This is a genomic window from Bradyrhizobium sp. UNPF46 (genome assembly GCF_006658625.1).
GTDB lineage: Bacteria > Pseudomonadota > Alphaproteobacteria > Rhizobiales > Xanthobacteraceae > Bradyrhizobium > Bradyrhizobium nitroreducens.
The window spans coordinates 1-12,901 of record NZ_LFJB01000053.1; the positions used below are offsets into that span (position 1 = coordinate 1).

The following is a 12,901-nucleotide window of genomic DNA, read 5'->3' on the forward strand; positions in this document are numbered from 1 at the left end:
GCAGGTCGCATCTATCGACTTGACCAATGGCCAATCTGTCAGTGATGTGTCCGAACAGGCGTCAGCTATGTCTCCGGTCTAAACATTCCGCGGGCAATGACATCGAGTGTGTGGGACGCGCGTCCCACATCATCACAAGCACGAAAGAAAAGGCCGGGATCGCTCCCGGCCTTTCGCATTAGACGACGCTACGCGGCGCCTACTTCGCTTCCGCGCGCTTCGGCGGGGTCGCCGGCCACGACTTGATCAGCGTGTCGTAGTCGACCGTCTCGCCCTTCGGCTTCTCGTTGGCAAGCTTGCGCTGGGGCGCGATGGTGCCGTCCTTCTCGGCCTTCGCAAACCAGTACTCCGGCTTCTCCTTCTTGTGGAGCTTCGGACCGCAGGCGCCCTGCACGTTGGACTTCTCGAGGCGCTCCATGACGGAGTCCTGAGCCGCCGCGAGTGCGTCCATCGCCTGTTGCGGCGTCTTCGCACCGGACGACGCATCGCCGATGTTCTGCCACCACAGCTGCGCGAGCTTCGGATAGTCGGGCACGTTGTTGCCAGTCGGGGTCCACTGCACGCGCGCGGGCGAGCGGTAGAACTCGATCAGGCCGCCGAGCTTCGGCGCACGCTCGGTGAACGACTTGTCCCAGATGTCGGATTCACGGATGAAGGTGAGACCGACATGGCTCTTCTTCAAGCTCACCGACTTGGAGATGATGAACTGGAGATAGAGCCAGGCCGCCTTGCGGCGATCCGCCGGGGTCGACTTCAGAAGCGTCACGGAGCCGGCGTCCTGATAGCCGAGCTTCATGCCTTCCTTCCAGTACGCACCGTGCGGCGAGGGCGCCATACGCCATTTCGGCGTACCGTCCGCGTTCATCACGGCGATGCCCGGCTTCACCATGTCGGCGGTGAAGGCGGTGTACCAGAACATCTGCTGGGCGATGTTGCCCTGGGCCGGCACGGGACCAGCTTCGGAGAACGTCATGCCCTGCGCCTGCGGCGGCGCATACTTCTTCAGCCACTCGAGATACTTGGTGATCGAGTAGACCGCGGCCGGACCGTTGGTGTCGCCACCACGCTCGACCGAGGAGCCGACCGGGCGGCAGCCTTCCATGCGGATGCCCCACTCGTCGACCGGCAGGCCGTTCGGAATGCCCTTGTCGCCGTTGCCGGCCATCGACAGCCAGGCGTCGGTGAAGCGCCATCCGAGCGAGGGGTCCTTCTTGCCATAGTCCATATGGCCGTAGACCTTGACGCCGTTGATCTCCTTGATGTCGTTCGTGAAGAACTCGGCGATGTCCTCATAGGCGGACCAGTTCACGGGCACGCCGAGCTCGTAGCCGTACTTGGCCTTGAACTTGGCCTTGTAGTCGGGGTTGGTGAACCAGTCGTAGCGGAACCAGTAGAGATTGGCGAACTGCTGGTCTGGCAGCTGGTAGAGCTTGCCGTCGGGACCGGTGGTGAACGACTTGCCGATGAAGTCGTTGACGTCGAGCATGGGGTCGGTGACGTCCTTGCCCTCGCCGGTCATGTAGTCCGACAGCACGACCGTCTGGCCGTAGCGGAAATGCGTGCCGATCAGGTCGCTATCGTTGATCCAGCCGTCATAGACGTTCTTGCCGGACTGCATCTGGGTCTGCAGCTTCTCGACGACGTCACCTTCCTGGATGAGGTCGTGCTTGAGCTTGATGCCGGTGAGCTCGGAGAACGCCTTGGCCAGCGTCTGCGATTCATATTCGTGCGTGGTGATGGTCTCGGAGACGACGTTGATCTCCATGCCCTTGAAGGGCTCGGCGGCCTTGGCGAACCACTCCAGCTCCTTCTTCTGGTCTTCCTTCGACAGCGTCGAGGGTTGGAATTCCGCGATCCACTTCTGGATCACGGCGTCGTCGGCGGCGCGGACCGGCGCCGAGACGACGAACGACACCGCCATGATGGCGGCGGCGCTGGACATGGTCAGAAAACTGCTCTTGGTCAATGGACCTTTCCTTCTCCTAAACTGTCGCATGTTGTTCCTCCGTTGCAGCGACAAACTTTTATACAGACCCGGATTGCCCCCGGATCTGGCCGTCCCTTCGCGAGCTTCAGACCGTGCGGAAAATGAGCACGGCCGTCGCCAGCGAAATTCCACTTGCAAGCCACAGGCGCGAAATCTCGACGCCCTCCTCGCCGATCGGCAGCGTTGCGATCGCATCGGTGCCGAAGAAGCCGATCCAGAGAAGGTGGATGACCGCCGCCGTGATCAGCGAGATGAACAGGCGATCGCCGCGCGTGGTCGGGATCCGCAGCACGCCGACCCGCTCGGCCTCGGGATAGACCGCCGCCAGCCACGTCATCACGGCGAGCGTGCAGGCGAGCGCGACGAAGAAGATCGCCGTCGGCAGCGTCCAGGCCATCCATGCGATGGATTCCATTGATGCCTCCTTAGACGCGACCGAGCGCGAAACCGCGCGCGATGTAGTTACGGACGAACCAGATCACGAGCGCGCCCGGGATGATGGTGAGTACGCCGGCGGCTGCCAGCAGGCCCCAGTCCATGCCCGATGCCGACACCGTGCGCGTCATGATGGCGGCGATCGGCTTGGCCGACACCGAGGTCAGCGTGCGCGCCAGCAACAGCTCGACCCAGGAGAACATGAAGCAGAAGAAGGCGGCGACGCCGATTCCGCTCGCGATCAGCGGCACCAGGATCTTGATGAAGAAGCGCGGGAAGGAATAGCCGTCCAGGAATGCCGTTTCGTCGATCTCGCGCGGCACGCCGGACACGAAGCCTTCCAGGATCCACACCGCCAGCGGCACGTTGAAGATGCAGTGCGCGAGCGCGACGGCCCACGGCGTGTCGAACAGGCCGATCGCCGAATACAGATTGAAGAACGGCAGCGCGTAGACCGCGGCCGGCGCCATGCGGTTCGACAGCAGCCAGAAGAACAAATGCTTGTCGCCGAGGAAGCGGTAGCGCGAGAAGGCGTAGGCAGCCGGCAGCGCCACCGAGATCGATATGATGGTGTTGAGGACGACGTATTCCAGCGAGTTGATGTAGCCGGAATACCAGCTCTCGTCGGTGAAGATGCGCTTGTAGTGCTGCAGCGTCGGCGTGTGCGGCCACAGCGTCATCGTCGAGACGATCTCGCTGTTGGTCTTGAAGCTCATGTTGACCAGCCAGTAGATCGGCAGCAGCAGGAAGATCAGGAACAGCCCCATGATGAGGCGGCGGCCGGGAATCGAATGCATCACGCGGCTCCTTCCTGGGGCTTCCGCTCGGCGCCCGCATTGGTCATGACGGTGTAGAAGATCCAGCAGACGATCAGGATGATGAGGTTGTAGACCAGCGACAGCGCCGCGGCCTTGCCGAGATCGAACTGTCCGAGCGCGATCTTGACGAGCTCGATCGACACGAAGGTGGTGGAGTTGCCGGGGCCGCCGCCGGTGACGACGAACGGCTCGGTGTAGATCATGAAGCTGTCCATGAAGCGCAGCAGCACCGCGATCAGCAGCACGCGGTTCATCTTCGGCAGCTGGATCGCCTTGAACACGGCCCAGCGCGAGGCGCCGTCGATCTGCGCGGCCTGGTAATAGGCTTCGGGGATCGACTTCAGGCCGGCATAGCAGAGCAGCGCGACGAGGCTGGTCCAGTGCCAGACGTCCATCACGATGACGGTGACCCAGGCATCGATGTCGTTGGAGACGTAATTGTAGTCGATGCCCGCGGCATTGAGCACGTAGCCGAGCAGACCGATGTCGGGACGTCCGAAGATCTGCCAGATCGTGCCGACCACGTTCCACGGAATGAGCAGCGGCAGCGCGAGGATCACGAGGCAGGCCGCCACGGTCCAGCCATCGCGCGGCATCGACAGCGCGACGACGATGCCGAGCGGCACCTCGATGGCGAGGATCACCAGCGAGAAGAACAGGTTGCGGCCGAGCGAGGCGAGGAAGCGGCCGCCGAGATCGGTCGAGGGATCGAGCAGCTCCTTGAACCAGCCGACGCCGTTCCAGAAGAACTGGTTGTTGCCGAAGGTGTCCTGCATCGAATAGTTCACCACCGTCATCAGCGGCAGCACCGCCGAGAAAGCGACGACCAGGAACACCGGCAGCACCAGGAACCAGGCTTTTTGGTTGACGGTCTTGTCCATCAGGCGGCTCCCTCCACCAGAAGGCTGTCGGCATAGACGTGAACATGCGACGGATCGAACTTCAGCCCGGCGTCGCCGTCGGATGACGAGAAGCCCGCCGGCGCGCGCGCCGCGAGCTTGGCGTCACCGAGGCGCGTCCGCGCAAAGCGGATACGGCCGAGATCGTCGATGCGCTCGATCTTCGCAGTCAGCAGGCCCGGCGCAGGCGCCACGACCTCGACGAATTCGGGACGGACCCCGATCTCGATCTTGGCGCCGGCAGGCAGATTGTCGTAGGCGCGGTTGAGCGCGATGACGTGGCCGCCGATACGCGCCTCACGCCCCCTCACCTCCGCCGGAATGATGTTCATGCCGGGCGAGCCGATGAAATAGCCGACGAAGGTATGCGCCGGCTTGTCGAACAGCTCGGCCGGGGTGCCGCTCTGCACCACGCGGCCGTCATGCATGACGACGACGGTGTCGGCGAAGGTCAGCGCCTCGGTCTGGTCGTGGGTGACGTAGATCATCGTGAGGTCGAGCTCGCGATGCAGCGCCTTCAGCTTCGAGCGCAGCTGCCATTTCAGCTCGGGGTCGATCACGGTCAGCGGCTCGTCGAACAGCACGGCGGCGACGTCGGAGCGGACGAGACCGCGGCCGAGCGAGATCTTCTGCTTGGCGTCGGCCGTGAGGCGCGTGGCCTTGCGGTTCAGATGGGGTTCGAGATCGAGCAGGCGGCCGATCTCGGCGACGCGCTTGTCGATCTCCGCCTTTGGCACGCCGCGGTTCTTCAGCGGAAACGCCAGGTTCTGTCCGACCGTCATGGTGTCGTAGATCACCGGAAACTGGAACACCTGCGCGATGTTGCGCTTTTGGGTTGACAGCGGTGTGATGTCCTTGCCGTCGAACAGGATCTTCCCCCGCGACGGCGTGATGATGCCGGAGATGACGTTGAGCAGCGTGGTCTTGCCGCAACCACTCGGGCCGAGCAGCGCATAGGCGCCGCCCTGCCGCCAGGTCATGGTGACGGGCTTCAGCGCAAAGCTTTCCTGCGGCGCGTCATTGCCGCCGTAGGAATGGGCGAGATCGACGAGGTCAATGCGGGCCATGTCGCACCTCCCTCAAGAGCGTCTAATAGTTGACGCGTTTTCTTCACGCGAACCGCTACGCACTTCGCTTGAAAACGCTATGCCGGGCGCCGCGACCAAGCGGTCGGCGGCGTCGAAGACGAAAACATCATTGGGATCGAGCACGGCGTCGAGCGTCTGGCCGGGCTCGAACTCGTGCACGCCGTGCAGCACCGCCACCCAGTTCGATCCGTCGCGGGTCAGATGCACGAAACTCTCCGAACCGGTGATCTCGGTCACCGTGACAGTGGCGTGGAAGGCGTGGCGGTCGGCCTCGCCATTGGCGAGCGCGAGCTGATGCGCGCGGAAGCCGACGCGATAGGTCCCGTCGGCAAGGCCCGAATAGAGACCGGAGGCTGGCGATGCCGCGCCGCCGGCATATTGCACCGAGCCGTTTTTCTTCTCGATGCCGACGACATTGAGCGGCGGATCGGAAAACACCTGAGCGACACGCAGGGTCTGCGGCCGCCGGTAGACGTTGGCGGTCTCGCCCATCTGAAGCGCCTCGCCTTCCCACATGCACACCGTGTTGCCGCCGAGCAGCAGCGCCTCGGTCGGCTCGGTGGTGGCATAGACGAAGATCGCTCCGGAGGCCTCGAAGATGCGGGGCAGCTCGGCGCGCAGTTCCTCGCGGAGCTTGTAGTCGAGATTGGCGAGCGGCTCGTCGAGCAGCACGAGATCGGCACCCTTGACCAGCGCCCGCGCGATCGCGGTGCGCTGCTGCTGGCCGCCGGAGAGATGGAGCGGCGTGCGCTTCAGGAACGGCTCGAGCCGCAGCAGTCTTGCGGCCTCGGCGACGCGCGCCTCGATCTCGTCGCGCGGCTTGCCCTGCACGCGGAGCGGCGAGGCGATGTTCTCGTAGACCGTGAGCGAGGGGTAGTTGATGAACTGCTGATAGACCATCGCGACCGAACGCTGGCGCACGTCGGCGCCGGTGACGTCCTTGCCGTTCACCACCACCTTGCCACTGGTCGGCTTGTCGAGCCCGGCGAGCAACCGCATGATCGAGGTTTTGCCGGACAGCGTCGGCCCGAGCAGCACGTTGAGCGTGCCACTCTCCAGCGTCAGCGAGACGTCGCGGATGTGCGGCACGCCATCGACGGTCCGGGTCACGTGGTCGAGTGTCACGGTCATGGGCGTCCTCCCGCTTCCAGCAGGGGACTGTGCGGCACAGCGTGGGTCCTGATCCAGTCGTCCAAGGCAGAGATCTCGTCGGCAGATAGTCGCAGGCCGAGCTTGGAGCGGCGCCAGACCACGTCCTCGGCGGTGATGGCCCATTCATTGGCCATGAGGTAGCGGACCTCGCGCTCGGTCAGCGTCGCACCGAAGGCCTGGCCCAGATCGGCCGCCGACTTCGCATCGCCGAGCAGCTTGACGGCCCTCGTGCCGTAGGCGCGCGCCAGCCGCCTTGCATGCTCGTGCGTGAGGAAGGGATAGCCGCGCTGGAGCTCGGCGATCAGGCCGTCGATGTCGGATACGCTCATGTCACCGCCGGGCAGCGGCCATTTGCCGGTCCAGCCCTCACGCGCCTTTGCGCTGCGCAGATAAGGCGCGAGCCGCTCCAGCGCCTCCTCGGCGAGGCGGCGGTAGGTCGTGATCTTGCCGCCATAGATCGACAACAGCGGCACCCCGCCGGGCGTGTCGAGCTCGAACACGTAGTCCCGCGTCGCGGCCTTGGCTTCGCTCGCGCCGTCGTCATAGAGCGGGCGCACGCCGGAATAGGTCCAGACCACGTCGTCCGGCGTCACCGCCCTGGCCAGATATTCGCTGGCCGCCTTGCAGAGATATTCTATCTCTTCCGGCGTCGCCTTCACCTTGGCGGGATCGCCGTCATAGTCGCGGTCCGTCGTGCCTATCAACGTGAAATCGTCCTGGTAAGGGATCACGAAGATGATGCGGCCATCGGCGTTCTGGAACATGTAGGCGCGGTCGTGGTCGTAGAGCTTCCTGACCACGATGTGCGAGCCCTGGACCAGGCGCACCTTGGCTTTCGCATTGACGCCGGCGCCGCGGCCGAGGACGTCCTCGACCCAGGGCCCGCCGGCATTGACCAGAGCCTTTGCCTGGATCGACGAGCGCTCACCCGTCAGCGTGTTGACCATGTCGACGGTCCAGAGGCCGTCGGACTGCTTGATATGCGTTGCGCGGGTGCGGGTACGAATCTCGGCGCCCTTGTCGGCAGCATCGCGCGCGTTGAGCACGACGAGACGCGCGTCGTCGACGAAGCAGTCGGAATATTCGAACGCGCGGCTGTAGCGATTCGGGATCAGCGGCTTGCCGACCTCGTCACGCCTGAGGTCGACCGAGCGGGTCGCCGGCAGCAGGTGCCGACCGCCGATGTGATCGTAGAGGAAGAGGCCGAGCCGCAGTAGCCAGGCCGGCCGCAGGCCGGCGTGATGCGGCAAGACGAAACGCAGGGGGCGGATGATGTGGGGCGCGATGCCCCAGAGGATCTCGCGCTCGATCAGCGCCTCGCGGACCAGCCGAAACTCGTAATATTCGAGATAACGCAGGCCGCCATGCACCAGCTTGGTCGACCAGGACGATGTCCCGCTCGCCAAATCGTTCATTTCGCACAGGAAGACGGTATTGCCGCGCCCCACCGCGTCACGCGCGATGCCGCAGCCGTTAACACCGCCTCCGATGATGGCGAGGTCGAAAATACGCTCCAACAGACGCATCCCCCGACGGCCGCCCGTTCCGTCGGGCGGTTACTTTCGTTTTTGATTAGATCACACCGAAAAACGAAAGCAAGATGAAAGAGAGGCGAAAGGAAGCGAAAGAGGAACTTTTTTGGGGGCAGTTCGATGGAGAAAAAGGCAGAAGCGAGGGCAAGTCTGAAGGCAAATGGTTCGGTCGCGCGGCAAAAACGGTCGGCTCCTCTCGCTCCGGCGGGCTCAAGACTTGAAAGTAGAAACATCTCTACATATCATTGACCCACGAAGCATTGTCGCGGCGAGGACGCACAGAGGATGGCGACCACCCTGACCAGCCGAGAGTTCAACCAGGATACGAGCGGCGCCAAGAAGGCGGCGTCGAAGGGGCCCGTCTTCATCACCGACCGCGGCCGTCCGGCGCATGTCCTACTGAGTATCGAAGACTATCTGCGCTTGAGCGGCGGGCACATCAGTCTGGCCGATGCCCTGGCACAGGCGGACGCGGATTTCGATTTCGATCCGCCCCGCATCGGCGGTGGGATCTCCAGGCCCGCCGACCTCGATTGATGTTTCTGCTGGACACCAACGTTGTCTCAGAACTGAGGCGCCGGGATAAGGCTGACCGCAACGTCCTCGCTTGGGCCAATGCAGTGCCCGCCGCGAGTTTCTTCATGTCAGCTATCTCAATCCTTGAAATTGAGCTTGGCGCGCGCCTGATCGCGCGTAAGGACGCCGTGCAAGGTGCGATCCTGCGCACCTGGATCGACGATCATATTCTGGCCCGCTTCGAGGGGCGAATCCTGACGATCGATACGGCCGTGGCACAGCGTTGCGCGCAACTGCACGTTCCTAATCCGCGGGCTGAGCGCGACGCCCTCATTGCCGCGACCGCGCTCGTTCACGGTTTGACGGTCGTGACGCGCAATGTGGGGGATTTCGAACCTACGGGCGTCGCGCTACTTAATCCATGGGACGACGCTTGAGCCCTATCGCAGCCGCACCACCGGCGCACCCTCCGGTGCCGCATCCTGCACCTCGGCCGGCGCATCGTCGATGTCCGCCCCCTTCGGCAGCGCTTCCACCACTTCGATGCCCTTGCTGTGGCAGATCGTGGCGAGGCGCTCGGGCAGCTCCTGGTCGGTGACGAAGGTCTGGATCTGGGTGATGTGGGCAATGCGCACCGGCGCGCTGCGGCGCAGTTTCGTGGAATCGGCGACCAGCATGACGGTACGGGCATTGGCGATGATGGCTTGCGCGACCTGCACCTCGCGATAGTCGAAGTCGAGCAACGCGCCCTCTTCATCGATCGCGGAGGCGCCGATGATGGCGTAATCGACCTTGAACTGGCCGATCAGCTGCGTCGCGGTCGAGCCGACCACGGCGCCGTCGGCGCGCCGGACCGTGCCGCCGGCGACCACCACCTCGATGCGGGGATGACGATAGAGCAGCATCGCGACGTTGAGATTGTTGGTGATGACGAGGAGATCCTCGTGCGAGGTCAGCGCGCTCGCAACCTCCTCGGTCGTGGTGCCGATGTTGATGAAGAGCGAGCAGCCGTTCGGGATCAGGGAGGCGGCGGCGGCTCCGATCGCCTTCTTCTCGTCGGCGGCGACGAAGCGCCGCGCCTCATAGGCGAGGTTTTCGACCCCGGAGGCGATGATGGCGCCGCCATGGATGCGGGTCAGCGACCTCCGCTCGCAGAGGTCGTTGAGATCCTTGCGGATGGTCTGCGCGGAGACTTCGAAGCGGCGCGCGAGCTCCTCGACCATGACACGGCCCGAGGCCCGCGCGATGTTGAGGATTTCGGCTTGGCGATGGGTCAGTCCGGTCACGGCAAAGGCCTCAAATCAGGAGGACGCATGGTGCGGCGGTTCGCGTCTTCGGTCAATGCGCGCGCCGATCACGGTTAACGGATGAGGGCTCACCATGCCATCGCGGCGGCAAGGCGCGCGAGCAGATCCGGATCGTCGAAGGCACTTGCGGAGTCAACGGCGCCAGCGCCCACCAGATCGGCATGGCTGAGGCTGGTCCGGATTCCGATCGTCGGAATGCCGGCGGCGGTCGCCGATTGCACGCCGGAGCGCGAATCCTCGAACGCGACCGAGGCCGCAGCACTGCCTCCGACGAAGCGCAGCCCCTCCTGATAGGGCAGCGGGTGCGGCTTGCCGTGGGGCAGCTCGTCGCCGATCACGATTGCCTTGAACCGTTCGGTGATGCCGAGCCCCGCCAGCAGCAGTTCGGCGTTGAGACGCGGCGCATTGGTCACGGCAACCATGGGAACGCCGGACGCGTCCGCATGGTCGAGCAGCGCCATCAGGCCCGGTAACGGTTCGATCTGCCCGGCCACGAGCGTGCGAAAAATCTCCTCCTTCTCGGCGAGGATCGCGGCACGCCGCGCCGGTGTTTCGTCGGGCAGGAAGCGCTCGCCGATCGATACATTGGCGAAGCCCTGCAGCTCCCTGGAGAAGCGCGCGTGGTCGAACACATGGCCGCGGGGCCCGAGCACCTGGTTGAAGGCCTTGAGATGCAGCGGGTCGGTGTTGGCGAGCGTGCCATCGATATCGAACAGCAATGCCCTGCCGATTGCCTCGATCATTTCCGTACTTTCCCACATCCGCGACGCATCAATGCGAAAGACGTATCAATACGGCCTCTCGCACGCAATGACACATCCACATAACGACAATGCACCACTCGACAAAGTCGAGCGCGGCTGCAACACTCGCTGCAAGATCAAAAAGGAGGAAACGATGATCAACCGACGCGACCTGGCTCTTTCGACTCTCGCGGTGTCCGCGCTTGCGCTCTCGACGCCGGCGCTTGCCGCCTCGGCAGACGAAGAGGCGGTGGCGAAAAAGGTCGAGGCCTTCCGCCTCGCCCAGATCGCGGCCGACCCCAAGGCGCTCGGCGCGCTGTGCTGGGACGATCTGAGCTACAGCCATTCCAGCGGCAAGGTCGAGGACAAGGCGACCTTCATCGCCAACGCCACCGACGGCAAATCAAAATTCCTGTCGATCGACTACAAGGATCCGACCATCAAGGTCGTCGGCCCCGCCGCGATCGTGCGCTTCCACTGGGTGGCGGAACAGGAGATGGCGGCCGATGGGAAGAAAGTGCCGACCAATCTTCACATCCTGATGAACTGGCAGAAGCAGGGCGACGAGTGGAAGCTGCTGTCGCGGGCTGCGACCAAGTTGTGATGCGACCACGTCATTCCGGGACGCGCCGAAAGGCGCGGGCCCGGAATTGATCACGCTGCAGAAATTGCCGACCCATGGATTCCGGGCGCGCGCTCCGCGTCCCGGAATGACCGAAGCTAAGCTGCTTCCTTCACATCACCGTTGACCAGCTTGCGAGCAGCACGCTCGGCTTCGCGGGCATTGCGAAAGAGCTGGCCTTCGAGGCGATTGAACTGGTGGGATGAGGCGAAGAAGCAGTAGCCCCCGTGGCCGCGGACGACGATGCCCGCGGTCTGTGAATTCACTTCGATGATGTAGCTGTCCGGCATGGCCCGTAGATTCCTCAGTGCGGGCAAATAACGGCATCTCTGCCCAAAGGTTCCTGAGGGCAAATCAACCGGTCTCCACCCCGAATCGACGTGCATTGAGTACGCTCGGACCTCATCCGTTTTATGACCCGTTCTTGGCAAACCCGCGACGCGTTGACCCATCGGCGCCGCGTTTCATCGGCCGCAAATTTTCGTGAGATGGGGCGGAGCGCCGCGCGCGATTACGTCGCAATGGGCGCGACGGTCGAACGAACTTCCTGCGGGCGGCCGTGCTCGTCGATCGAGACGTAGGTGAAGTTGCCGTCGGTGACGAGAAACGGATGCTCCTCCCCGCGACGCAGCGCCCACGCTTCCAGGTGCACGGTGAGCGAGGTGCGGCCCACCCGCACGAGATTGGCGTAGACCGAGACGAGATCGCCGACATAGACCGCTTTGCGAAAATTCATCGCTTCGATCGCGACCGTCACGGTCCGCGACTTCGCGACCTTCGAAGCAAACACGCCGCCGCCGACATCCATCTGGCTCAGCAGCCAGCCGCCGAAGATGTCGCCATTGGCGTTGGTGTCGGCGGGCATCGCCAGCGTACGGATGCAGAGATCGCCGTTCGGCCCGGTGTCGGTGCTGATAGGGGCGTGGACGTGCGTGTCGGTCATATTGTCGATCTCCCGCGGCTGTCGGTTCTGGATACAAAGCCGCGGCGCCTTGCGCAACATCCCCACGAGACGAGCTTGCGCTATCCATTGGGCTGCGGCAACCCCACGGTGATTCCGGTATCGCTCAGTTTGCGTTGCCACTCCGCATCGTCGGCCCGCGGCGCGCGTCCGGTCGTTGCCGTGACCAGCCGTTCCAGCCTGCTCCACAGCCGGAGACGATCACAGGGATAATTGGCCCATCCATTGATGACACAATAGCGGATGGTGTGGTCACGATGATGACACCAATGATGCTCGGGTGAGCAGACCAGATGCAGCCGTTGCGCCATGCGCAGGGGCAACGGGCGGACCTGCCGGTGCGCGAGATTGTGAAAGCTCATGCCAAACAGCATACAGGTCGCGATCACGAACCAGACGATCATCAGCGCATAGGTGAGCGCGGATGCGGGAAACAGCGCCGTGACGGCGGCCGCCACTCCGATCACCACCGCGCTCGGCGCCGCACCAAGAGACGCCTGGTCGAGAAATCCATAGAGCAGAACGTGGCCGGGGTGGCTGTGATGCTCGCGCGTGATCGCGATGCCGCGGCCGAGCATCCCCTCGTCGAGCCAGGTGTCGACCACCCAATGCACCAGCCCCGAAAAGAGGTCGGCGAGAAAGTATCCGGCCAGAACCGCCACGATCAACCACGGCCAGTGCAATCCCACCTCGGGATAACGCCCGACGAGATAGCCCGCGCAACAAAGGATCACGACGATATCGGCCGCGCAGCACAGCCGCGTGATGATGATCTCGCGCAGGGTCGCATGCTTGAAGAACGGGATCGTCGGCATCGGCGATACTCCCCAAGGGCTCCACC

At 63.9% G+C, this 12,901-nt stretch carries 15 protein-coding genes and 1 pseudogene; 4 read left to right on the forward strand and 12 right to left on the reverse strand.

All coding sequences use genetic code 11. From position 1 onward, the window contains the following. Window positions 1–199: 199 nt before the first annotated feature. The 7 genes from UNPF46_RS21315 to glpD form a co-directional block, all read right to left on the reverse strand. Complete coding sequence (locus UNPF46_RS21315; RefSeq protein ID WP_181770042.1) at window positions 200–1,942, reverse strand: ABC transporter substrate-binding protein; 1,743 nt, start codon at window positions 1,940–1,942, stop codon at window positions 200–202. A 130-nt stretch (window positions 1,943–2,072) separates the two neighbouring features. Then, window positions 2,073–2,402 carry a DUF2160 domain-containing protein gene (locus tag UNPF46_RS21320; RefSeq protein WP_100176346.1) on the reverse strand — a complete coding sequence of 110 codons (330 nt, stop codon included), beginning with the start codon at window positions 2,400–2,402 and terminating at the stop codon, window positions 2,073–2,075. A gap of 10 nt (window positions 2,403–2,412) precedes the next feature. Next, on the reverse strand, window positions 2,413–3,219 hold the full coding sequence (locus UNPF46_RS21325; protein ID WP_097666933.1) for a carbohydrate ABC transporter permease: 807 nt from the start codon (window positions 3,217–3,219) through the stop codon (window positions 2,413–2,415). After that, a complete protein-coding gene (locus tag UNPF46_RS21330) occupies window positions 3,219–4,121 on the reverse strand; it encodes a carbohydrate ABC transporter permease (RefSeq protein WP_100176347.1) in 903 nt (300 codons plus the stop codon). The genes UNPF46_RS21325 and UNPF46_RS21330 overlap by 1 nt, the downstream gene beginning before the upstream one ends. Further along, on the reverse strand, window positions 4,121–5,206 hold the full coding sequence (locus tag UNPF46_RS21335) for an ABC transporter ATP-binding protein (protein WP_142251318.1): 1,086 nt from the start codon (window positions 5,204–5,206) through the stop codon (window positions 4,121–4,123). The genes UNPF46_RS21330 and UNPF46_RS21335 overlap by 1 nt, the downstream gene beginning before the upstream one ends. Window positions 5,207–5,218: 12 nt before the next feature. Next, window positions 5,219–6,358 carry an ABC transporter ATP-binding protein gene (locus UNPF46_RS21340; protein ID WP_142251319.1) on the reverse strand — a complete coding sequence of 380 codons (1,140 nt, stop codon included), beginning with the start codon at window positions 6,356–6,358 and terminating at the stop codon, window positions 5,219–5,221. Next, window positions 6,355–7,905, reverse strand: a complete 1,551-nt coding sequence (gene glpD / locus UNPF46_RS21345; protein ID WP_100176350.1) for a glycerol-3-phosphate dehydrogenase — start codon at window positions 7,903–7,905, stop codon at window positions 6,355–6,357. The genes UNPF46_RS21340 and glpD overlap by 4 nt, the downstream gene beginning before the upstream one ends. 74 nt (window positions 7,906–7,979) lie before the next feature. Here glpD and UNPF46_RS37615 point away from each other — a divergent pair, with 74 nt between their 5' ends. The 3 genes from UNPF46_RS37615 (at window position 7,980) to UNPF46_RS21355 (ending at window position 8,864) form a co-directional block, all read left to right on the forward strand. After that, window positions 7,980–8,132, forward strand: coding sequence for a hypothetical protein (locus UNPF46_RS37615; RefSeq protein WP_161497216.1), 153 nt, complete (start codon window positions 7,980–7,982; stop codon window positions 8,130–8,132). A gap of 64 nt (window positions 8,133–8,196) precedes the next feature. Next, the gene (locus tag UNPF46_RS21350; RefSeq protein ID WP_142251320.1) at window positions 8,197–8,448 is read left to right on the forward strand and encodes a type II toxin-antitoxin system prevent-host-death family antitoxin; all 252 of its coding nucleotides are present in this window, start codon (window positions 8,197–8,199) and stop codon (window positions 8,446–8,448) included. Continuing rightward, window positions 8,448–8,864 (forward strand): type II toxin-antitoxin system VapC family toxin, encoded by a 417-nt coding sequence (locus UNPF46_RS21355; RefSeq protein ID WP_100176352.1) that lies wholly within the window; start codon window positions 8,448–8,450, stop codon window positions 8,862–8,864. The genes UNPF46_RS21350 and UNPF46_RS21355 overlap by 1 nt, the downstream gene beginning before the upstream one ends. Window positions 8,865–8,867: 3 nt before the next feature. Here the strand turns inward: UNPF46_RS21355 and UNPF46_RS21360 are convergent, their stop codons facing one another. Continuing rightward, the gene (locus UNPF46_RS21360; RefSeq protein ID WP_100176353.1) at window positions 8,868–9,713 is read right to left on the reverse strand and encodes a DeoR/GlpR family DNA-binding transcription regulator; all 846 of its coding nucleotides are present in this window, start codon (window positions 9,711–9,713) and stop codon (window positions 8,868–8,870) included. An 89-nt stretch (window positions 9,714–9,802) separates the two neighbouring features. After that, entirely contained in the window at window positions 9,803–10,477 is a 675-nt protein-coding gene (locus UNPF46_RS21365; RefSeq protein WP_142251321.1) for an HAD family hydrolase, read from the reverse strand. Between the two features lie 154 nt (window positions 10,478–10,631). Here UNPF46_RS21365 and UNPF46_RS21370 point away from each other — a divergent pair, with 154 nt between their 5' ends. Beyond that, window positions 10,632–11,081 carry a nuclear transport factor 2 family protein gene (locus UNPF46_RS21370; protein WP_100181076.1) on the forward strand — a complete coding sequence of 150 codons (450 nt, stop codon included), beginning with the start codon at window positions 10,632–10,634 and terminating at the stop codon, window positions 11,079–11,081. 116 nt (window positions 11,082–11,197) lie between these two features. Here UNPF46_RS21370 and UNPF46_RS21375 read toward each other — a convergent pair whose 3' ends face one another. The 3 genes and pseudogenes from UNPF46_RS21375 to UNPF46_RS21385 form a co-directional block, all read right to left on the reverse strand. After that, window positions 11,198–11,389, reverse strand: a complete 192-nt coding sequence (locus UNPF46_RS21375; protein WP_097666947.1) for a hypothetical protein — start codon at window positions 11,387–11,389, stop codon at window positions 11,198–11,200. A gap of 221 nt (window positions 11,390–11,610) precedes the next feature. Further along, the gene (locus UNPF46_RS21380; protein WP_142251322.1) at window positions 11,611–12,042 is read right to left on the reverse strand and encodes an acyl-CoA thioesterase; all 432 of its coding nucleotides are present in this window, start codon (window positions 12,040–12,042) and stop codon (window positions 11,611–11,613) included. 209 nt (window positions 12,043–12,251) lie between these two features. Next, a pseudogene (locus UNPF46_RS21385) lies at window positions 12,252–12,875 on the reverse strand (fatty acid desaturase CarF family protein); the annotation flags it as partial. Between the last annotated feature and the right edge of the window lie 26 nt (window positions 12,876–12,901).

Bases quoted from the DNA above. Each gene is read 5' to 3' on its own strand.
- UNPF46_RS21315 (WP_181770042.1), bottom strand. From the start codon at position 1,942: ATGTCCAGCGCCGCCGCCATCATGGCGGTGTCGTTCGTCGTCTCGGCG.
- UNPF46_RS21320 (WP_100176346.1), bottom strand. From the start codon at position 2,402: ATGGAATCCATCGCATGGATGGCCTGGACGCTGCCGACGGCGATCTTC.
- UNPF46_RS21325 (WP_097666933.1), bottom strand. From the start codon at position 3,219: ATGCATTCGATTCCCGGCCGCCGCCTCATCATGGGGCTGTTCCTGATC.
- UNPF46_RS21330 (WP_100176347.1), bottom strand. From the start codon at position 4,121: ATGGACAAGACCGTCAACCAAAAAGCCTGGTTCCTGGTGCTGCCGGTG.
- UNPF46_RS21335 (WP_142251318.1), bottom strand. From the start codon at position 5,206: ATGGCCCGCATTGACCTCGTCGATCTCGCCCATTCCTACGGCGGCAAT.
- UNPF46_RS21340 (WP_142251319.1), bottom strand. From the start codon at position 6,358: ATGACCGTGACACTCGACCACGTGACCCGGACCGTCGATGGCGTGCCG.
- glpD (WP_100176350.1), bottom strand. From the start codon at position 7,905: ATGCGTCTGTTGGAGCGTATTTTCGACCTCGCCATCATCGGAGGCGGT.
- UNPF46_RS37615 (WP_161497216.1), top strand. From the start codon at position 7,980: ATGAAAGAGAGGCGAAAGGAAGCGAAAGAGGAACTTTTTTGGGGGCAG.
- UNPF46_RS21350 (WP_142251320.1), top strand. From the start codon at position 8,197: ATGGCGACCACCCTGACCAGCCGAGAGTTCAACCAGGATACGAGCGGC.
- UNPF46_RS21355 (WP_100176352.1), top strand. From the start codon at position 8,448: ATGTTTCTGCTGGACACCAACGTTGTCTCAGAACTGAGGCGCCGGGAT.
- UNPF46_RS21365 (WP_142251321.1), bottom strand. From the start codon at position 10,477: ATGATCGAGGCAATCGGCAGGGCATTGCTGTTCGATATCGATGGCACG.
- UNPF46_RS21370 (WP_100181076.1), top strand. From the start codon at position 10,632: ATGATCAACCGACGCGACCTGGCTCTTTCGACTCTCGCGGTGTCCGCG.
- UNPF46_RS21375 (WP_097666947.1), bottom strand. From the start codon at position 11,389: ATGCCGGACAGCTACATCATCGAAGTGAATTCACAGACCGCGGGCATC.
- UNPF46_RS21380 (WP_142251322.1), bottom strand. From the start codon at position 12,042: ATGACCGACACGCACGTCCACGCCCCTATCAGCACCGACACCGGGCCG.